Origin of the sequence: Streptomyces sp. BF23-19 (assembly GCF_041106355.1) — a bacterium.
GTDB lineage: Bacteria > Actinomycetota > Actinomycetes > Streptomycetales > Streptomycetaceae > Streptomyces > Streptomyces virginiae_A.
The window spans coordinates 12,871-30,240 of record NZ_JBGBPT010000069.1 but is presented as its reverse complement, the minus strand read 5'-3'; the positions used below and the strand labels follow the sequence as shown (position 1 = coordinate 30,240).

Annotated in this window: 20 protein-coding genes; 8 read left to right on the top strand and 12 right to left on the bottom strand. The window is 73.3% G+C overall.

All coding sequences use genetic code 11. The features are described from left to right. Positions 1 to 7 precede the first annotated feature (7 nt). Both AB8A24_RS31335 and AB8A24_RS31330 read right to left on the bottom strand, forming a co-directional pair. A complete protein-coding gene (locus tag AB8A24_RS31335) occupies positions 8 to 802 on the bottom strand; it encodes a tyrosine-protein phosphatase (protein WP_369478183.1) in 795 nt (264 codons plus the stop codon). Between the two features lie 25 nt (positions 803 to 827). Beyond that, positions 828 to 1,415: a rhomboid-like protein gene (locus tag AB8A24_RS31330; protein ID WP_369478182.1), complete on the bottom strand. Its 588-nt coding sequence runs from the start codon at positions 1,413 to 1,415 to the stop codon at positions 828 to 830. 153 nt (positions 1,416 to 1,568) lie between these two features. On the opposite strand from AB8A24_RS31330, the gene AB8A24_RS31325 reads away from it, so the two are divergent. Next, complete coding sequence (locus AB8A24_RS31325) at positions 1,569 to 2,240, top strand: hypothetical protein (RefSeq protein WP_369478181.1); 672 nt, start codon at positions 1,569 to 1,571, stop codon at positions 2,238 to 2,240. A 62-nt stretch (positions 2,241 to 2,302) separates the two neighbouring features. Beyond that, the gene (locus AB8A24_RS31320; RefSeq protein WP_369478180.1) at positions 2,303 to 3,745 is read left to right on the top strand and encodes a PepSY-associated TM helix domain-containing protein; all 1,443 of its coding nucleotides are present in this window, start codon (positions 2,303 to 2,305) and stop codon (positions 3,743 to 3,745) included. A 99-nt stretch (positions 3,746 to 3,844) separates the two neighbouring features. Here AB8A24_RS31320 and AB8A24_RS31315 read toward each other — a convergent pair whose 3' ends face one another. The 3 genes from AB8A24_RS31315 to glnII form a co-directional block, all read right to left on the bottom strand. Next, positions 3,845 to 4,441 carry a winged helix-turn-helix domain-containing protein gene (locus AB8A24_RS31315; RefSeq protein ID WP_328963611.1) on the bottom strand — a complete coding sequence of 199 codons (597 nt, stop codon included), beginning with the start codon at positions 4,439 to 4,441 and terminating at the stop codon, positions 3,845 to 3,847. Positions 4,442 to 4,786: 345 nt separating this feature from the next. Beyond that, positions 4,787 to 5,116, bottom strand: a complete 330-nt coding sequence (locus tag AB8A24_RS31310; RefSeq protein ID WP_369478179.1) for a hypothetical protein — start codon at positions 5,114 to 5,116, stop codon at positions 4,787 to 4,789. Positions 5,117 to 5,264: 148 nt separating this feature from the next. Then, entirely contained in the window at positions 5,265 to 6,284 is a 1,020-nt protein-coding gene (gene glnII, locus AB8A24_RS31305) for a glutamine synthetase (RefSeq protein ID WP_369478178.1), read from the bottom strand. 309 nt (positions 6,285 to 6,593) lie between these two features. Here glnII and AB8A24_RS31300 point away from each other — a divergent pair, with 309 nt between their 5' ends. Next, complete coding sequence (locus AB8A24_RS31300) at positions 6,594 to 7,463, top strand: Gfo/Idh/MocA family oxidoreductase (RefSeq protein WP_328966005.1); 870 nt, start codon at positions 6,594 to 6,596, stop codon at positions 7,461 to 7,463. Here the strand turns inward: AB8A24_RS31300 and AB8A24_RS31295 are convergent. Then, positions 7,456 to 8,031, bottom strand: coding sequence for a hypothetical protein (locus tag AB8A24_RS31295; protein ID WP_328963614.1), 576 nt, complete (start codon positions 8,029 to 8,031; stop codon positions 7,456 to 7,458). The genes AB8A24_RS31300 and AB8A24_RS31295 overlap by 8 nt on opposite strands. Before the next feature lie 320 nt (positions 8,032 to 8,351). Between AB8A24_RS31295 and AB8A24_RS31290 the strand changes: the two genes are divergently transcribed. Next, positions 8,352 to 9,557 carry an enoyl-[acyl-carrier-protein] reductase FabV gene (locus AB8A24_RS31290; protein ID WP_369478177.1) on the top strand — a complete coding sequence of 402 codons (1,206 nt, stop codon included), beginning with the start codon at positions 8,352 to 8,354 and terminating at the stop codon, positions 9,555 to 9,557. 10 nt (positions 9,558 to 9,567) lie between these two features. On the opposite strand, the gene AB8A24_RS31285 is transcribed toward AB8A24_RS31290, so the two are convergent. Next, entirely contained in the window at positions 9,568 to 10,983 is a 1,416-nt protein-coding gene (locus AB8A24_RS31285; RefSeq protein ID WP_328963617.1) for a PLP-dependent aminotransferase family protein, read from the bottom strand. Then, positions 10,980 to 11,435 (bottom strand): MarR family winged helix-turn-helix transcriptional regulator, encoded by a 456-nt coding sequence (locus AB8A24_RS31280; RefSeq protein ID WP_328966006.1) that lies wholly within the window; start codon positions 11,433 to 11,435, stop codon positions 10,980 to 10,982. Before AB8A24_RS31280 ends, AB8A24_RS31285 begins: the two co-directional genes overlap by 4 nt. Positions 11,436 to 11,622: 187 nt before the next feature. On the opposite strand from AB8A24_RS31280, the gene AB8A24_RS31275 reads away from it, so the two are divergent. Then, positions 11,623 to 12,471, top strand: a complete 849-nt coding sequence (locus AB8A24_RS31275; RefSeq protein WP_328963618.1) for an alpha/beta hydrolase — start codon at positions 11,623 to 11,625, stop codon at positions 12,469 to 12,471. 91 nt (positions 12,472 to 12,562) lie between these two features. Here AB8A24_RS31275 and AB8A24_RS31270 read toward each other — a convergent pair whose 3' ends face one another. Then, positions 12,563 to 12,934, bottom strand: coding sequence for an ArsC/Spx/MgsR family protein (locus tag AB8A24_RS31270; RefSeq protein WP_328963619.1), 372 nt, complete (start codon positions 12,932 to 12,934; stop codon positions 12,563 to 12,565). A 107-nt stretch (positions 12,935 to 13,041) separates the two neighbouring features. On the opposite strand from AB8A24_RS31270, the gene AB8A24_RS31265 reads away from it, so the two are divergent. Beyond that, positions 13,042 to 13,293 carry a hypothetical protein gene (locus tag AB8A24_RS31265; RefSeq protein WP_030012991.1) on the top strand — a complete coding sequence of 84 codons (252 nt, stop codon included), beginning with the start codon at positions 13,042 to 13,044 and terminating at the stop codon, positions 13,291 to 13,293. Between the two features lie 113 nt (positions 13,294 to 13,406). On the opposite strand, the gene AB8A24_RS31260 is transcribed toward AB8A24_RS31265, so the two are convergent. After that, complete coding sequence (locus AB8A24_RS31260; RefSeq protein ID WP_328963620.1) at positions 13,407 to 14,501, bottom strand: PP2C family protein-serine/threonine phosphatase; 1,095 nt, start codon at positions 14,499 to 14,501, stop codon at positions 13,407 to 13,409. A 134-nt stretch (positions 14,502 to 14,635) separates the two neighbouring features. Here AB8A24_RS31260 and AB8A24_RS31255 point away from each other — a divergent pair, with 134 nt between their 5' ends. Further along, positions 14,636 to 15,346, top strand: a complete 711-nt coding sequence (locus tag AB8A24_RS31255) for a VIT family protein (protein WP_369478189.1) — start codon at positions 14,636 to 14,638, stop codon at positions 15,344 to 15,346. A 319-nt stretch (positions 15,347 to 15,665) separates the two neighbouring features. Next, positions 15,666 to 16,409 (top strand): hypothetical protein, encoded by a 744-nt coding sequence (locus AB8A24_RS31250; protein WP_266391712.1) that lies wholly within the window; start codon positions 15,666 to 15,668, stop codon positions 16,407 to 16,409. A gap of 64 nt (positions 16,410 to 16,473) precedes the next feature. Here the strand turns inward: AB8A24_RS31250 and AB8A24_RS31245 are convergent, their stop codons facing one another. Together AB8A24_RS31245 and AB8A24_RS31240 are read right to left on the bottom strand one after the other, a co-directional pair. After that, positions 16,474 to 16,725, bottom strand: a complete 252-nt coding sequence (locus AB8A24_RS31245) for a helix-turn-helix domain-containing protein (protein ID WP_369478176.1) — start codon at positions 16,723 to 16,725, stop codon at positions 16,474 to 16,476. Then, positions 16,679 to 17,347 (bottom strand): TetR/AcrR family transcriptional regulator, encoded by a 669-nt coding sequence (locus AB8A24_RS31240; protein WP_328963236.1) that lies wholly within the window; start codon positions 17,345 to 17,347, stop codon positions 16,679 to 16,681. The genes AB8A24_RS31245 and AB8A24_RS31240 overlap by 47 nt, the downstream gene beginning before the upstream one ends. Between the last annotated feature and the right edge of the window lie 23 nt (positions 17,348 to 17,370).

Below are 17,370 nucleotides of genomic sequence, written 5' to 3'. Positions count from 1 at the left end.
GCGGGGGTCAGGCCACCAGACGGGCGCGCAGCGCCTCGACCGTCTCGTCGGCGACACCGAGCCCCTCACGCACGTACTTCTCCATCGAGCCGTACCGCGTCTCGACCTCGTCCAGTGCCGCCCGCAGGTAGGAGGGGAAGACGCCGATCAGCGCGAGCGCGATGTCCGGGTCGCCGCCGGCCGCCGTGAAGCCCTCGATCATCGGGGCGAAAGCCTGCTTGACCGCCGGATTGACGGACAGGTACTCGGCCATCAGCGTCTCGTCGTCCGCGCCCAGCAGCGCCAGGACGACCGTCGCGCCCCAGCCGGTCCGGTCCTTGCCGGCCGTGCAGTGGAACAGCAGCGGGCCCGAGTCGGCGTCGGCGGCCTCGGTGAGCAGCATCCGGTATGCGGCCTGCGCGGAGCCGGAGTTCACGAAGGACCGGTAGGTGTCGGCGAACAGCGCCTGTGCCCGCCCGCCGCCCAGGTGCTCCTCGGCCACGGCCGGGTCGGACAGCAGGTCCTTGAGCTGCACCGCGGCGGGCATCCTGGCGGAGTCCAACTTGTCGGCGAGGACGTCGCCGATCAGGACCCGGGCCCCGGCGGGTATCCGGTCGGGGTGGTCGGCGCGCTCGGCGTCGGTGCGGAAGTCGATGACGGTACGCAGGCCCAGCGCGGCCACCACCGGGTCGGCGTCGAGGTCGAGCCGGTCGAGCTGGCCGGAGCGCAGGACCAGGCCGGGGCGGACGGTGCGGCCGCCGGAGAGCGGGGTGCCGCCGAGGTCGCGAAGGTTGGCGACGGTGGTGGACGGGGTGGCGGTCATCGTGGCGGCTCCTGCTGGGTGTGGTTCATGTAATTTTCTGATGTTTCGCCCCGGAAAGGCAATCGAAGGCCGGCGAGACCCCGATGCCCACCCCGAGCGCGGCCAGGTGCCCGGCGTCCGTGAAGGTCCGCCCGCGCCGGACCACCGGCGCCGCCGCGAGCGCCAGCAGCCCCACCCGCGCGGCGGTACGGACCGCCCCGCGCGGCAGGGCCGAGGTCAACGAGCCGAGCACGGCGTTGAACCCGTAGCTCGTCCCCACGTCCAACGCGCGCCGGGTCGGCTGATCGGTCGTGGTGCGCAGGGCGCCGTAGACGAGGAGGGTCGCCGCGGCGTGCCCGAACAGGAACACCGCGGCCGCCCACCAGGCTCCGTACGCGTACTCGGCGTATCCGAGGACCGCGACCAGCAGCAGCGCGTACGGCAGGGGCATGGGCTCCTCGACGACGAGGGCGCTGCTGAGCAGCGTCTCCCAGCGTCCGGCGGCGAGATTGTCGACGTTCGTCGAGCAGTCCCGGAGCAGGCGCTCCCGCTCGGCGGCCCCGGTGCGCTGCAAGGCGTACGCCCCGAGCTGGACCCCGCCGGCGTACACCGCTCCCCACGGAATTGGATTCATCTGCTCATGATCGGATAAGCCTCTGGCGGGAACCGAGGCACCCCGTGCGAACATGTCCCGGCCATGTTCGAATCATTCGCGCCGATGCGCGCCACGCGAGCCGCAATCTTCGCGGCGATGTGCGTCGCCTTGGGCGCGATAGGGCATTCGTACATGTCCGGCACGGATATCCCCTTCTTCGGCCTTCTGGGTGCTTTCGGGGTGACCGGCGGGTTCGCATGGCTCGCCGCCGGGCGACGGCGGGGCCCCGTGGGCATCACCGCCGCGGTGCTCTCCGTGCAGGGCGCGCTGCACCTGGTCTTCTCGGGGAGCGCGGCCGCGAAGCCGTTCGCCGCTCCCGCCCCGATGCACGGTCACCACCCGGTGCCGGCCGCGGACGCGGGCGCGATGGCCGCCGAAGCCTCCGGCGCGGCCGACCTGGCCCATATGGCGGGCGCCACAGGGATGGCAGGCACCACGGGCATGAACGACATGGCCGACATGGTCGGCATGGCCGGTCATGGCGGCGCCGGAATGATCGCCGCCCACGTGCTCGCCGCGCTGCTCTGCGCCGCCTGGCTCGCACGCGGCGAGGCCGCCGTCTTCCGGCTGGCCCGGGTCCTGGCCACCGCCGCGCTCCACGCGGCCCGGCCGCTCGCCCGCGCGCTCGCCCTGGTCCGCGCACGGGTGGCCGCCGTACCGGCCCCGCCCGTCCTCCCCGCCCGGTACGAACGGCCGCGCCGCCTGCGCGGAGCCGTACACGCCCATGCCGTGGTGCGCCGCGGGCCGCCCGGACGCGCTCCGCTCCCGCGCTTCACGGCCCCCGGCCGGCCCGCCCACGCCTGACCTGGCGAAGCGGCGAGACCTGGGGCTGATTCCCCGTGTCTTCGCCAACACCTAGGATCCCCATGTCTCTTGACGAGGCTCAAGACGTCCGCACCCCGGACGCCGAACCGGCCGCGACGGCCAAGAACCGCGGCAGCGGCTGGGCCGCCGTACGCCCGCTGCTCCTGCGCATGCACTTCTACGCGGGCCTGCTCGTCGCCCCGCTGATCTTCCTCGCCGCCGCCACCGGGCTGCTCTACGCCGTCTCCTGGCAGGCCGAGAGCATCATCTACTCCGACGAACTGACCGTCGCCCGCGTCGGCGAGAGCGCCCTGCCGCTCAGCGCCCAGGTCGACGCGGCCATGGACGCCGCCCCCGAGGGTGCGGTCGTGTCCGTCTGGCCCGCCCCCGACACCGAGGCCACCACCCGGGTGATCATGGAGAGCCCGGGCCTCCCCGAGGGCGAGACCCTCACCGTCTTCGTCGACCCGTATACGGCCGAGGTGCGCGGGCAGCTCGCCACCGTCGGCGACGCGCTGCCGCTGCGGGCCTGGCTCAGCGAGTTCCACTCCAGCCTCCAGCTCGGTGAGTTCGGCCGGAACTACAGCGAGCTCGCCGCGAGCTGGATGTGGGTGGTCGCCCTCGGCGGCCTCGCCCTGTGGATCGGCCGCCGCCGCAAGCGGAAGTCGCAGCTCGTCCTCCCCGACCGGGGGGCCACCGGCCACCGCCGCACCCTGTCCTGGCACGGGGCTGTCGGCCTGTGGGCCGTCGCCGGACTCGTCGTCCTCTCCGCCACCGGCCTGACCTGGTCGAAGTACGCCGGTGAGAACATCGGCGAACTCCAGGACAGCCTCGGTGGGGCCACCCCCGCCGTCTCCGCGCAGCTCGGCGCCGGGGCGGCCGCCGGCTCCGACGAGCACGCCGGACACACCATGCCCGACGGCACGCAGATGGCCCCGCCGCCCGCACCCACCACCGACGTCGGCATAGACAAGGCCGTGGACGCCGCCCGGGCCGCGGGTGTCACCGAGGCGCTCCGCGTGACCCTGCCCGCCAAGGGCAAGGGGTACGTCATCAAGGAGCAGGACAAGCTGGTGCCGGTGCACCTGGACTCGGTCGCCGTCGACCCCGCCGACGCCCGCGTCATGGACGAACTGCGCTTCGCCGACTACCCGGTCCTCGCCCAGATGACCCGCTTCGGCATCGACCTGCACATGGGCACGACCTTCGGGCTCGTCAACCAGATCGCGCTCGCCGCGCTCGCCGTCGCCGTGATGTTCCTCGTCTTCTGGGGCTACCGCATGTGGTGGCTCCGCCGGCCGACGAAGGACCGCACGCTGTCCGCCGGCCGCGCGCCGTCGCGCGGCGCCTGGCGCAAGCTCCCGGTGACGGTGCTGCTGCCGGTGGCCGCGGTGACCGCGCTCATCGGCTGGTTCGTCCCGCTGCTCGGGATCAGCCTGGTCGTCTTCCTCGCGGTCGACGTCCTGCTGGGCTTCGTCGCGGGCCGCAGGGCCGAGGCCGCGTAGGAGCCGCGTAGAAGTCGCGCGGCGCCCGTTCGCCGACCGACGGTGGGCCCGTACTCCCCTGGGGAGTACGGGCCCACCGCCGTCAGGTCAACCGGCGGCTCAGGGGGCGTACTTGTAGCCGACCCGGCGCACCGTCTGGATCGCGGCGCGGTGGGAGGCGCCCAGCTTGCGGCGCAGCCGGGCGATGTGGACGTCCACGGTCCGGCCGTCGCCGACGTGCCCGTAGCCCCAGACGGTGGTGACCAGCTGGTCCCGGCTGTGCACCCGGTGCGGGTGGCGCACCAGGTGGGCCAGCAGCTCGAACTCCAGGTACGTCAGGTCGAGCACCTGGCCGTCGACCTCGGCGGTGCGCTGCGCCGAGTCGATCCGGACCAGGCCGTCACCCGGGCCGGCCGGGGCCGAGGCGGCGGGAGCCGACGGGACCGGGGTGGCCACCGCCTGCGGCGCGAAGGCGATCGGCGGCTGCTGGTCGGCCGGTACGAGCACCAGGTAGCCGATCATCGGCGGCTGGCCCGGCAGCGTCGGCAGGGTGTGCTGAGGCGCGGGCAGCCAGGTGGCACCCGGCGGCAGGAGGTCCACGACGCGAGCCACTTCGTCTCGGTCGACGGAACGGAGCCGGTGGCGCGGACTGGGCGGATAGGTCAGGGGAGAGGTCGCAGCGGTGGCGGCGGAGGAGAGGGAGCGGGTGTTCGCCATGAGTGGTCAGCTCTTTCACGCGGAGTGGTCGGCAGGAGACGTGCGTACGTCGTCGATGTCGATACCGCGCAGACCGAAGGCCTCGGGGAAGGTCGGAGAGGTGATCCCGGGGCTTTAGAGGGCCGGCGCGTTCTTCGCGCGGCAACACTCCCGGTCGTAATCGTGATCCTGACGGGACGGCCAGAAAGGCTCGAGGTCGCTGCGACCTGACGAGGTGTGCGAATGGCTGGCCATGACGCCATTCAACCAGATGTCATGTCCCCAAGGCAGGCCCCGTCTCACAGCGTGGATCGAAATCTCACATGTCGAGCGCACGCCCCTGTCAATCCCGGACAAAGTCGACCCTCAGTCGAGGTGCAGCGGCTGCCACCCCGGCCCGACGTCCCAGCCCTTCTCCTGACGGGCCCAGCGCGCCATGACCTCCACCACCTCGGCCGCCGTGGGCAGATACGCCTGGAAGTGCCGCTCCGCGGACCCGTCCCGGTGCTCCAACTGGTAGTCGGCGCCCGCGTCGCGCCAGACCTGTATGTAGACGTCCGGGTCCTCGACGATCCGCTCGACGACGACGAAGTGGTCCCCGTCCGCGCCGATGCGCTCCACCAGTTCGGACAACATGCCGAGCGCGGGGCGTTCGTAGGACTCGCCGCGCTCCGTCTGGATCTTGATCGCCAACATGGTCACACCGTCCCACACGCCACTGACAGCGCCCGCCGGCCCCGGGGGGGCGTGGCGGGCGCTGTCAGTGGTCATCGGCCGGACGCGGTCCGGGTGGTGCTGTTGCGGGTGGTGCTGTTCCCGGCTGCGCTGTCTCCTGACCTGGTCCTCAGACCAGGCCGTCCTTCTCCAGGCCCGTGCAGCAGGTGTCCGTGATGAGGCGGGTCACCACGTACGGGTCCACGTTCGCGTTCGGACGGCGGTCCTCGATGTAGCCCTTGCCGTCCTTCTCCACCTGCCACGGGATACGGACCGAGGCGCCGCGGTCCGAGACGCCGTAGCTGAACTCGTTCCAGGGGGCGGTCTCGTGCAGACCCGTCAGGCGCTCGTCGATGCCGGCGCCGTAGTTCTTCACGTGGTCGAGCGGCTTGCTGCCCTCGCCCAGCGCCTCGCACGCGGAGATGATCGCGCGGTAGTCCTCGCGCATCGCCTTCGTGGAGAAGTTGGTGTGCGCGCCCGCGCCGTTCCAGTCGCCCTTGACCGGCTTCGGGTTCAGCGTCGCGGAGACGTTGAAGTCCTCGGCGGTGCGGTAGAGCAGCCAGCGCGCGATCCACAGCTGGTCCGAGACCTCCAGCGGACCGACGGGGCCGACCTGGAACTCCCACTGACCGGGCATGACCTCGGCGTTGATGCCGGAGATGCTCAGGCCCGCCGCGAGGCAGTGGTCCAGGTGCTTCTCGACGATGTCGCGACCGAAGATCTCGTCCGAGCCGACACCGCAGTAGTAGCCGCCCTGCGCGGCCGGGAAGCCGTTCACGGGGAAGCCGAGCGGGCGGGTGCCGTCGAAGAAGGTGTACTCCTGCTCGATGCCGAAGATCGGCTCCTGGCCGGCGAACTTCTCGGCGATCGGACGCAGCAGCGCGCGCGTGTTCGACTCGTGCGGGGTCATGTCGATGTTCAGGACCTCGCACAGGACGAGGACGTTGTCACCGCCGCGGATCGGGTCCGGGCAGGAGAAGACCGGGTTGAGGACGCGGTCGGACGCGTGGCCCTCGGCCTGGTTCGTGCTCGATCCGTCGAAGCCCCAGATCGGCAGCGCGTCGCCGTCCCCGAGGATCTTCGTCTTGGAGCGAAGCTTCGCCGTCGGCTCGGTGCCGTCGATCCAGATGTACTCAGCCTTGTAGCTCACGGGCCCCATCCTCAGACTCTGCGGGTGCTGCTGGTCGCTGTTTCGTCGCTGCGGTGATGACCGCAGCGTGCCCGCCCGCGATTTCTCTTCCGTTGCCCGTGTGTGAACCCCGTGTTACCGAGGTTTGCACCGCAGGTCGGGCGGGTTGTGCGGGTTGATGACGGCGCGCCCGTCCGGGTGGGGCAGACTGACCACGTGAGCATTTCGTCTGATTTGAACTCCGCCGAGGGCCCCATCGAGAGCGCCGCCGAACGCGTCGCCGACGGAGCCACCGATCAGGCCCCAGCAGGCCGCCGCCCCAGGGTCGGACTGCTGGGCACCGGCCCCTGGGCGCACCGCACCCACGCCCCCGCCCTCGCCGCGCACGCCGGCTCCGACTTCGTCGGGGTGTGGGGCCGCCGGCCCGAAGCCGCGGCCGAGCTGGCGCACGAGTACGGCGTGAAGGTGTACGAAGACCCCGACGAGCTGTTCGCCGAGTGTGACGCCGTGGCCTTCGCCCTGCCGCCCGACGTACAGGCCACCATGGCCGTCCGCGCCGCCGCCGCAGGATGCCACCTGCTCCTCGACAAGCCCGTCGCCACCACCGTGGAAGACGCACGCGCCGTCGCCGAAGCCGCCGCGCGCCACCAGGTCGCCTCCGTCGTCTTCCTCACCCTGCGCTTCGCCGAGCCCACCGCGAGCTGGGTCGAGGAACAGGCCGCACGCTCCGGCTGGTTCACGGCCGCGGCCCACTGGCTCGGCGCCGTCTTCCCGTCCGACGGAACACCCAGCGCCTACGCCGACTCGCCCTGGCGCAAGGCCAAGGGCGGACTGTGGGACGTCGGCCCGCACGCCCTCTCCGTCCTGATCCCGGTCCTCGGCGAGGTCACCGCGATCAGCGCCACCCGAGGCCCCTCCGACGTGGTCCAACTCGCGTTGCGCCACACCTCCGGCGCGGCCAGCACCGCCGTACTCAGCCTGGGCGCGCCGCGCGCGGCCGCCGGGGTGGGACTCGAACTGCGCGGCACCGAAGGCGTGCACGAACTGCCCGGCTGGAGCGACGTACCGGGCGCCTACGGGCGCGCCCTGGACGCGCTGCTCACCGCGGCCCGGACGGGCGTGCCGGATCCGCGCGGGGCGGAGTTCGGAGCCCGGCTGACGGAGATCCTGGCCGAGGCGGAGGCGCAGCTCCCTACTTGATCACCGCGTTCGCCACGATGATGGCCAGGCCGATCGTGGCGTCCGCCATGCCGATCGCCAGGGCCGAGCCGAGTCGGTGGCCCACGCGGAGCGCGACGAGCGCGCCCCAGGCGAACAGCAGGGCCGTGTTCAGCCCCAGCCCGACGGCGGTCACCGCGTAGGCGTCCCACCCGAACAGCCCGGCGGCGACCAGCAGCAGGACGGTGGGCAGGGCGGCCACGATCAGCGGCCACTCGTTCCACAGCGTCAGCCCCAGCAACCGCCACCGGTGCGCGGCGGAGTCCTGCAGGTGGGAGGCCATGTGGTGCGCGTAGCCGTGCGCGAGCCCGGCGGTCGCGGCCGTCACGAGCACCCAGCTGGCGTCGTAGTACGGGGTGAACTCCTCCCCCTTCTGGTGCAGCGCGGCCAACAGCGCACTGGCCAGAACGGTCCCGTACACCCCACCGAACATCCAGTCGACCCCCCGTCGCCCGACCCGCTCCGAGCCCTCGCCGGGGAGGCCGGGCGGGGTCGGCGGGGTCGGCGGGGTCGGGGTCGGCCGGCCGTGCGGCTGCTGCTCCTCGTTCACGACGGTCCTTTGATGCGATACGTCCTCTTTGTCACTCCAGCCACCCTAGGGGGTGGGAGGTGGGGGCGGGGTGAAGAGGGGCGGGACCCCGGTCGATCGGCTCCCGCCCCCCCCGGAGCCCCCCGCTCCCCGATCCGGCCCCGGCCGATCGCCCCTCGCCCCCTTCCAAGGACACCCACAAGAATGGGCGGGCACTTCTGGTGAAGATCAACATCGTGCGGGCGGGGCGTGCTCGCCGAGGATGTGGACAGGGCCCCTCCCGGGCGAGATCCGGGCCGGCGACCGTCGTTCACGATTCCCGCACCCGAAGGACCCCACGAGTGAGCCTCCGCGAGATCAAGCCCGGCAACCGCGGCTACCTGTACGTCAACAGCCACCCGGTCGGCTGCGAGGCGGTGGTCGACCGGATGTGGGAGCAGGCGCCCGAGCCTGTCGGTGACCGGCCCGGTCCCGTCGCCCTCGTCATCGGTTCCAGCGCCGGCTACGGGCTGGCCGCGACGCTGGTCGGCCTGCGCGGCCACCGGATGCGCGGGCTCGGCATCGCCTTCGAGGCCGCCGAGACCGAGCGGCGTACCGCCGGCGCGGGCTGGTATCGCACCGCGCGGACCGCCGAACTCGCCGCCGAGGCCGGCGCCGACTTCAGCTTCCTCAACGGCGACGCCTTCTCCGACGGCGTCAAGGACGAGGCCGCGAGCCGGCTCGCCGCCCGCTTCGGCAAGGTCGACCTGCTCATCTACAGCATCGCGGCCCCGCGTCGGACGGACCCGCTGACCGGCGAGGTCCACCACTCCGTCATCAAGCCGCTCGGCACCGACTACCGCGCGAAGACGCTCGTGTTCGAGGACGGCGTCCCGCAGGTCGGCGCGCTGCACCTGGAGGCCGCGGACGAGGCCGAGCGCGATGCGACCGTGCAGGTCATGGGCGGCGCCGACTGGCAGATGTGGATCGACGTACTGGAGTCCAAGGGTCTGCTCGCCGAGGGATTCCGGACCGTCGCGCTGTCGTACGTCGGCTCCGACATCACCGCCCCCATCTACCGGGCCGGAACCATCGGCGCGGCCAAGCAGCACCTGGAAGACACCGCCCGCGCCATCAACACCCGGCTGGGGGGCACGGGCCACGCCCACACCGTCGTCGCGGGCGCGGCCGTCACCCAGGCCTCCACGGCGATTCCGAGCATCGCGCTCTACACCAGCATCCTTCACCGCGTCACCGGTGACGGTTGGCAGAGCACCGTCGATCAGGCGGCGGCCCTGTGGGAGCAGCTCGCCGGTGACGCCGAGCTCGTCCTCGACGACCAGGACCGCATCCGGCTGGACGGTTGGGAGATGGACCCGCGGGTCCAGGCCGCCGTCCGCGCCACGTGGGACGAGGTCGGCGCCGACACGATCGCCGACGCGGCGGACACCGGCTGGTTCCGTGACCAGGTCGGCCGGCTCTACGGCTGGGACGTTCCCGGCGTCGGCTACGGGGTCGCGGCCGAGACCTCCGTCGCCTGGCCCGCGGCCCCGGTGTCCGGCGGCTGATCGCGCGGCCCTACCGGCCCACCACCCCCGCCAGGACTTCGAGCGCCCGGGCGAATGCCGAGTCCGGGGGTGCCGCGTAGCCGACCACCAGGCCCTCGCGGGGTGGGGTCGGGTCGGCCGGGTGCCGGTAGGCCGAGAGGCCGTCCAGGGCCAGGCCCGCGGCGTGGGCCGCCGCGAGGGCGGGGGACTCCCGGCCCGGGGGGAGTTCCAGTACGGCGTGCAGGCCGGCCGAGATGCCCGTCACCCGGACCTCCGGGGCGCGTGCCGCCAGTACGGCGACCAGCTGGTCGCGGCGGTCCCGGTAGCGCAGGCGCATGCGGCGTACGTGGCGGTCGTACGCCCCGCACTCGATGAAGTCGGCCAGGGCCAGCTGGTCCAGCGTGCTCGCCCAGGACTCCCGCAGGCCCTTCGCGGCCAGGACCTGGTCGCGCAACCGGTCCGGGAGGACCAGCCAGCCCAGGCGCAGCGCCGGGGAGAGGCTCTTGCTCAGCGAGCCCGCGTACACCACGTGTTCGGGGGCCAGTCCCTGCAGCGCGCCGACCGGTTTGCGGTCGTAGCGGAACTCGCCGTCGTAGTCGTCCTCCACGATCACGGCACCGGTGTGTCGGGCCCATTCCACGGCGGCGGCCCGCCGTGCGGGCAGCAGGCGGCCGCCCGTCGGGAACTGGTGCGCCGGTGTGAGCAGCAACGTGGGCACCCGGGAGGGGAGCTCCTCCCCCAGCCTCCGGCCGGGAGGTGCCCCCAGCCGGGCGCCGTCCTCGTCGACCTGGACGGGGTGCGGGTGGACCCCGGCGGTCCGGAGGATGCCGTGGTGGAAGGGCAGCCCGTACGCCTCGACGGCCCAGTCGGGGGGCCGGACGGACGTCAGGAGCCGTAGTCCGTTGGCGAAGCCGGAGCAGATCACGATGTTCTCGGGGCCGCAGCGCACGCCCCGCGCCCGGGAGAGGTAGCCGGCCAGGGCCCGGCGCAGTTCGGGGCGGCCTTGCGGATCGCCGGGCCCGAAGGCCTCGGTGGGCGCCTCGGCCAGGGCCCGGCGGGCGCTCGCGGCCCAGGCGGCCCGCGGGAAGGAGGCGGGGTCGGGCTTGCCCTGGAGCAGGTCGTAGCGGGGTCGGTCGGGGGCGGGTCCGACCGTGGCGGTCGGTGCGTCGGTGGTGGCGATCCCTTCGGCGACGCGGGTGCCGGAGCCTTGCCGGGCGGTGAACCAGCCCTCGGCGACCAGCTCGGCGTACGCGTCGGCGACGGCGTTGCGGGCCAGCCCGAGGTCGGCGGCCAGCGTCCGGTACGGCGGCAGCAGGGTCCCGCCGGCCAGTCGGCCGCTGCGCACGGCGCTGCGCAGGGCCTGGGCGAGGGCGGTCCGGCGGGCGCCCTCGGCGGGGAGTTCCAGGTGCAGGTCGGCGCCGCCGGGTCCCTGGTCGGGGGTGGTCATGGGCGTGGCTCCGGTGCGAAGACGGCGTGGGTGGCCGTCAGGAAGCGGCGTACGGTCTCCCGTTCGGCGGGGTCGAAGCCGTCGAGCACCTGGAGCATGCCGTCGATCAGGGGTCCGAAGAACTCCCGGCCCAGGCGGATCGCGGCCGGTTCCACGCGCAGCAGGATCCGTCGTCGGTCGTGGTCGTCGCGGACGCGCGCCACGTGGCCGAGTCGTTCGAGGCGGTCGATCACGGCGGTGGTGCCGGCGGAGTTGAGGCCGAGGCGGGCGCCGAGCAGGCCCGCGGTGGCCGGTTCGTCCGCGCGGGCCGCGTCCAGCAGGCAGATCAGGGCGCGTACGTCGGTGGGGTGCATGCCGTTGCGGGCGGCGAAGTCGGTCTGGCGCAGGCCGAATTCGACGGTCACCGCGCGGAGCAGGTGCACCAGCCCGAGGTTGTCGGGTTCCTCGCTCACGGGTTCCTCGTTCACCGGTTCCTCGTCCACGGGTTCCCCGTTCGCGGGTTCCCGGTGGTCCGGGTTCCGGTTCTCGTCCACATCTCCCCCTGGCGCAATCTCTCGCTGAGCGAGATTATCGCCTGGCGAGAGATTGCGCGACAGTCGACGGTCGGAGGAGACAGTGGCTCGGGCATCGGAGCGGGACATGCGTCGGACGTCTTCCTTCCGCGCCGCCTACGATGCGGCGCTCGGCCGGTGGCCCGGCCCCGTCGAGTCCGTCGACCTGCCCACCCCGTTCGGGGTCACCCGCGTCAACCGCTGCGGCCCGGCCGGCGCGCCACCGCTGGTGCTGCTGCCCGGCGGCGGGGCCACCTCCACCGTCTGGGGGGCCTGCGTCGCGGCCGGGGCGGCCCGCGCCCACCAGGTGCACGCCGTGGACCTGGTGGGCGACCCCGGGCTCAGCGTGCCGGCGTCCGACCGGGCGATCCGGTCCGTCGGGGACCTGGTCGGCTGGCTCGACGCGGTCCTCGACGGGCTGGGCCCGCACGGGCCGGTGACCCTCGCCGGGCACTCGTACGGGGCCTGGATCGCGGCCCACCACGCCGCCCTGCGCCCGGCCCGGCTCGGCCGTCTGGTGCTGCTCGACCCGACCCAGGTCTTCGCGGGGCTGCGCCCGGGCTACGTACTGCGCGCCGTGCCCATGCTGGCGCGACCCACCCCGGACCGGATCCGCTCCTTCCTCGCCTGGGAGACCCGCGGGGCCGTGCTCGATCCGGCCTGGCTGCGGCTGCAGGAGGAGAGCGCCGGGTTTCCCGCCGTCCGGCCGGTCACCGGGCCGCGCCCGGACCCGGCCGGGCTCGCGCACCCCTCGGGCACGGGCCCGCGGGTCGAGGTCCTCTTCGCCGGGCTCGCCCGCTGCCACGACTCCGGCCGCGCGGCCCGTGCTGCGCGCGAGGTGCTGCCGGGCGCGCGTGTCGACGTACTGCCCGGGGTCACGCACCACGCGCTGCCGCTGACGGCGGCCGAGGAGATCGTCCGGCGGCTCGCCCGCTGAGTACGGTTCTGCAGCTCCCGCGCGGCATCACGAGGTCGACGGAGACGGGCACCTCGACCTCGGCCGCCGCGTCCGACCGGGCGGGACACTCCTATCCCTTGCGGGACAGGGCCTCGCGGACGGCCTCCTCGGAGCGGCCGACCACGGCCGTACCGTCCTCGGCGGTGATGATCGGGCGCTGGATGAGCTTCGGGTGGGCGGCGAGGTGGGCGATCCACAGCCCGCGCGCCGCGTCGGTCCCCTCGCGCGGCAGGTCCTTGACACCGGTCTCCTCGGCCAGCGGGTCCGAGGTGCGCGTGATGTCCCACGGCTCCAGCCCGAGACGGCCGAGCACCTCGCGGATCTCGTCCTCGGAGGGCACGTCCTCCAGGTAGCGGCGCACCGTGTAATCGGCGCCCTCCGCGTCCAGCAGCGTCAGGGCGCTGCGGCACTTGGAACAGGCGGGATTGATCCAGATCTCCATGGCGTCAACCCTAACCGGGCTGCGTCCGGCCAGGGGTTTCTGTCAGTGGTCCCCGGTAAAATCGAGGGAGAACGACAGGAAGCCAACTACCGTTTGGGAGGCTGTAGATGGCCACTGCCACCACCGTCCAGCACGTCAAGAAGAAGCCACTGCCGGCGGGGCTGCCCCGCGAGTGGTACGAGAGCCACAACCGCCGTCTGAAGGCGATGCGGTTGGCGATATCCCTGCTCGACTCGGGGACGTACGACGCTCGGCGTGCCACCAACCGGAAGATCCGGACGATGGCCGTCCGGACGGGGATCCACCGGCCGTCGAATGTCACCTGCAAGATGGTGCGCGCGTTCATCATGGAGTCGTAGGCGTCGGTTGTCGGCCGCACCGCACGACAGGGCCCCGACCGGCCGGGCGCCGGCCGGGCGGGGTCGGACCCCGCGGTCCCCTGGACGAGCGGGCTCCGCCCGGGCACGGCGGCCTACGTCACCGGTTCCCGGCCGTCCAGGGACAGCAGCAGCAGGGCCACGTCGTCGTTCGGGCCGCCGTTCGTGAAGGCCAACAGGTCCCGCCACACCGCCCCGACCAGGCCCCCAGGGTCCCGCGCCAGTACGGGCACGCGGGCGGCCAACGGGTAGAAGTGCCCCGTCGCGTCGCGGGCCTCCGTCACGCCGTCGGTGTGCAGCAGCAGCTGGTCCCCGGGGTGCACCGCCAGCTCCGTCACCTTCGGCGGGCTCGGGCCGGCGAGCCCCAGCCCCAGGGGCGGCCCCGGATCCACGACCACCTCCTCCACCGCCGGTCCTCGGACCCGCAGGGCCGGCGGATGCCCGCACGAGACGATCCGTACGACATCCAGGCCGGGCGGGAACTCCAGCAGCACGGCCGTGGCGAACAGCTCCGGATGCTCGACCGAGGCGGCCGCCGCGTCCGCCACCAGCCGGCGGTCCAGCCGGGCCGCGACCGCCCCGAGCCCGGCGTCGTCGATCACGGCCTCGCGGAAGGCGCCGAGCAGCGCCCCGACCGTGGCGACCGCCGCCAGCCCGTGCCCCTGTACGTCCCCGACCAGGGCCCGCACCCCGTACGGCCCGGCCCGTACGTCGTACAGGTCGCCGCCGACCAGCGTGCCGCGCTGCGCCGCCCGGTACAGGCCCGAGCAGCGCACCGGGCCCACCCGTTCCGGCACCGGCGGGAGGACCGCGAGCTGGGCGGCCTCCGCCACCGTCCGCACACTGACCAGCTGCGCGTCCCGGCGTTGGCGGACCCAGGCGATCACCACGCTGAGCACGCCGACGACGGCCACGGTGGCCAGATCGGTGCCCCGGGCATGGGCGACGCCGAGCTCGTGCACGCCCAGCAGCAGCAGGACGATCGCGGCGAAGACCGCGGTCCCGGCCGCCCCGTACGCGAAGGCGGCCACCGGGGGCAGGCCCGCCAGGAAATAGCCGAGCTCCACGTCACCGGGGGTGAGCGCCTGCGCGAGGACCAGCCCGACAAGGGCCACCGCGGGCGCGATCCGGGCCCAGCGCGGCGGCGGCTCGCCGCGCAGCCAACCCGGCTCCTGACGTCCGCGTCTCACCCCTCCACCCTGGTACGGGGGCCGGGCCCGCGCACCCCGGACCGGTCCGCCGGGTGGCCCCGCGGGCCCCGGGCCGCGACAGTGGGGGCGTGACGGCAGGCGAAGGCGCGGGCGAACGGCCCGGCAAGGCGCACATCGAGGCGCACGGCGAGGGCAGCGGATCGCAGAGCGCGGAGATCAGCACACGGCTCAACTGGCTGCGCGCGGGTGTGCTCGGCGCCAACGACGGGATCATCTCCACCGCGGGCCTGGTGGTCGGTATGGCGGGAGCCACCACCTCGCGCTCGGCGATCCTGGCGGCGGGTGTCGCAGGGTTGCTGGCGGGCTCGCTGTCGATGGCGGCGGGGGAGTACGTCTCCGTCAGCTCGCAGCGGGACTCCGAGAAGGCCGCGCTGGACCTGGAGCGCTGGGAACTGGCCGAGGAGCCGGAGGCGGAACTCGACGAACTCACCGACCTGCTCGCCGAGCGGGGGCTCAGCCGGGACGTGGCCCGGGAGGCCGCCGAGCAGCTGACGGAGCGGGACGCGTTGCGGGCCCACGCCCGGGTGGAGCTCGGGATCAACCCCGACGAGCTGGCCAACCCGTGGCACGCGGCCTTCGCCAGTCTCATCGCCTTCACGGTGGGGGCGTTGCTGCCGCTGCTGGCGATCATCCTGCCGGGGCCGTCGGAGCGGGTACCGGTGACGGTGGTGGCGGTGCTGGCCGCGCTGACGCTGTGCGGGGTGATCAGCGCGCGGCTGGGCGGGGCGCCGGTGGGCCGGGCGGTGCTGCGCAACGTCGTGGGGGGCGCGCTCGCCATGGCCGTCACCTACGCGGTGGGCACCTGGCTCGGCACGACCGCCTGACCGGGGCTCCGCCCCGGACCCCGCGCCTCAATCGCCGGCGGGGCTGAAAGATCGCCTCAATCGCCGGCGGGGCTGAAAGATCGCCTCAAACGCCGGCGGGGCTGAAAGATCGCCCAAACACCGGCGGGGCTGGGATGCGCTGGTTGGGGTTCAGGGGGTGGGACGGGGTTGACCTCGTGCGTCATTCGGGCGTAAACCGGTACGACTCAGGCGTGGCTCCCGATGAGGGGTCGCGCGGGAGTGGCAGGGTGCGGGCAGGCCAGGGTGATTGTCACCTCGTCCGATCATCGTCCCGTCCGGCGAGCAGCGAAGGTCTTCCATGCGACTGCGCAAAGCCCTTGCCCTCACCGCCGCCCTCTCCGCCGCCCTGGTCGCCACCACCGCGTCCACCGCCGGAGCCGACATCGGTGCGGGCGGCGGGCGCCCCGCCCCCGCGCTGCCCTCGCGCGCGCAGGCCACCTGCGGTGACGGGAAGAGCACCGCCTTCCCCATCGGGGCGCGGATCCGTGGCGGTCCGGCCGTGTACCGCACCGGTGCCGGGCCGCAGACCTGGTACCTGGACCTGACCAACACCACCAACTCCGAGTGCACGGCCATCCACCCGATCGTCGTCTTCACGGACAAGGCCCACACCCTGCGCCCCGCCCACCTGCGCATGGAGTTCGACGCCCCGGGCGGCACCTTCCCCGTCAGCCTGGAGCACAGCGACCGCGACGAGATCATCGCCATCTTCGACGGCGGCGACGCCTTCCCCGGCTTCACCGTCGGCCCCGGGGGCTCCATGACCGTCAAGGTGGGCCTCTCCTTCGCCCCCGACGCGCCCGTCGGCGAGGTCGTCGCCGACGCCGCGCTCGTCCAGCGCAAGGGGGACGACGGTGACTGGATCGGCGAGGCGGGCGGCTACCGGTTCTCGGTCGAGGGGCCGGAGGATCCCGTCGAGGCGGGCTCCCTCGCCCACACCGGCCCGCGCGAGTGGGTGTACGGCACGGGCGCCGTGGCCGCGCTCGCCACCGGTGGCGGACTGCTGCTGGGGGCCCGCCGACTGCGCCGTTCCGCACGCTGACCCACGCGTACGGGGTGTCGTCGACGAGTGGCGAACCAAGTGACTAGGCAACCGCCGGTAGCTTTCAGGGCTTCGCCGCAGCGGTCTTCTTCGGTCGGCGGGGCACGGTCTTGGCCTTGTCGAGGTGTTCGTAGACCGTGGAGCGGGGCACGTCGAACATGTCGGCGATCTGCCGGACGGTCTTCTCCCGGGCGTCGTGGAGCTGCTGGGCGAGCTCGGCCTGGTCGGCCGTGAGGTTCGGCCGGCGCCCCCCGACCCGGCCGCGGTCGTCAGCGGGCGGCGAGAAGGCCGTCCACCAGAGCTCGGAGCCCGTCAAGGTAGGTGTCCTCGCCGGTCAGCGGTGCCCAGCGGTCCGCGATCTGTGCCAACCGGGGCAGCTCACCCGGGTCGAGATCGCCGAAGACTTGCTCCCGGTAGGTCCCTCGGTCGTCGTCTGCGCGCCGCCGGGCCGCTGTCGCCCGGACCACGATCTCGCCGGCGGTGTAGTACCAGATCGCGCGGTAACCGTGCACGGCCCGCTCGGGGGACAGTCCGCATTCAACCAGGCCGTCGACGATCTGCTCGACGAACCACAGCGCTGACGTGGACATCAGGTCATCGGCGGTCAGCACTTCCACGATCCAGGGACAGGCGGCGAGCGCCTCGTGGATCGCGGCGGCGGCAACGACGATCCGCCGGCGAGGGTGGGCGGGCAGTTCGGGTCGACGCAGCGCCTGCGCCGCGTAGTCGTCCAGCAGCAGGACGAGCAGTTCTTCCTTGTTGCGGACGTGATGGTAGAGCGCCATCGGTGTGCTGCCGATCTCCGTGGCCAGCCGTCGCATGGTCAGCCGGTCCACGCCTTCCTCGGTCACGATCCGGCGGGCCGTCCCGATGACCTCCTCGCGGGAGATGCGGGGAGGTCGGCCGGGGGATTTGCGCGGTGCGGACGGCTGCGGCATGCCCCCATCATTCCCCAGGTGTC

Excerpts from the sequence above, each read along its gene's own strand:
- AB8A24_RS31335 (WP_369478183.1), bottom strand. The coding sequence starts at position 802 with ATGACCGCCACCCCGTCCACCACCGTCGCCAACCTTCGCGACCTCGGC.
- AB8A24_RS31330 (WP_369478182.1), bottom strand. The coding sequence starts at position 1,415 with ATGAATCCAATTCCGTGGGGAGCGGTGTACGCCGGCGGGGTCCAGCTC.
- AB8A24_RS31325 (WP_369478181.1), top strand. The coding sequence starts at position 1,569 with ATGTCCGGCACGGATATCCCCTTCTTCGGCCTTCTGGGTGCTTTCGGG.
- AB8A24_RS31320 (WP_369478180.1), top strand. The coding sequence starts at position 2,303 with ATGTCTCTTGACGAGGCTCAAGACGTCCGCACCCCGGACGCCGAACCG.
- AB8A24_RS31315 (WP_328963611.1), bottom strand. The coding sequence starts at position 4,441 with ATGGCGAACACCCGCTCCCTCTCCTCCGCCGCCACCGCTGCGACCTCT.
- AB8A24_RS31310 (WP_369478179.1), bottom strand. The coding sequence starts at position 5,116 with ATGTTGGCGATCAAGATCCAGACGGAGCGCGGCGAGTCCTACGAACGC.
- AB8A24_RS31285 (WP_328963617.1), bottom strand. The coding sequence starts at position 10,983 with ATGACCACCCCCGACCAGGGACCCGGCGGCGCCGACCTGCACCTGGAA.
- AB8A24_RS31275 (WP_328963618.1), top strand. The coding sequence starts at position 11,623 with ATGCGTCGGACGTCTTCCTTCCGCGCCGCCTACGATGCGGCGCTCGGC.
- AB8A24_RS31270 (WP_328963619.1), bottom strand. The coding sequence starts at position 12,934 with ATGGAGATCTGGATCAATCCCGCCTGTTCCAAGTGCCGCAGCGCCCTG.
- AB8A24_RS31265 (WP_030012991.1), top strand. The coding sequence starts at position 13,042 with ATGGCCACTGCCACCACCGTCCAGCACGTCAAGAAGAAGCCACTGCCG.
- AB8A24_RS31250 (WP_266391712.1), top strand. The coding sequence starts at position 15,666 with ATGCGACTGCGCAAAGCCCTTGCCCTCACCGCCGCCCTCTCCGCCGCC.
- AB8A24_RS31240 (WP_328963236.1), bottom strand. The coding sequence starts at position 17,347 with ATGCCGCAGCCGTCCGCACCGCGCAAATCCCCCGGCCGACCTCCCCGC.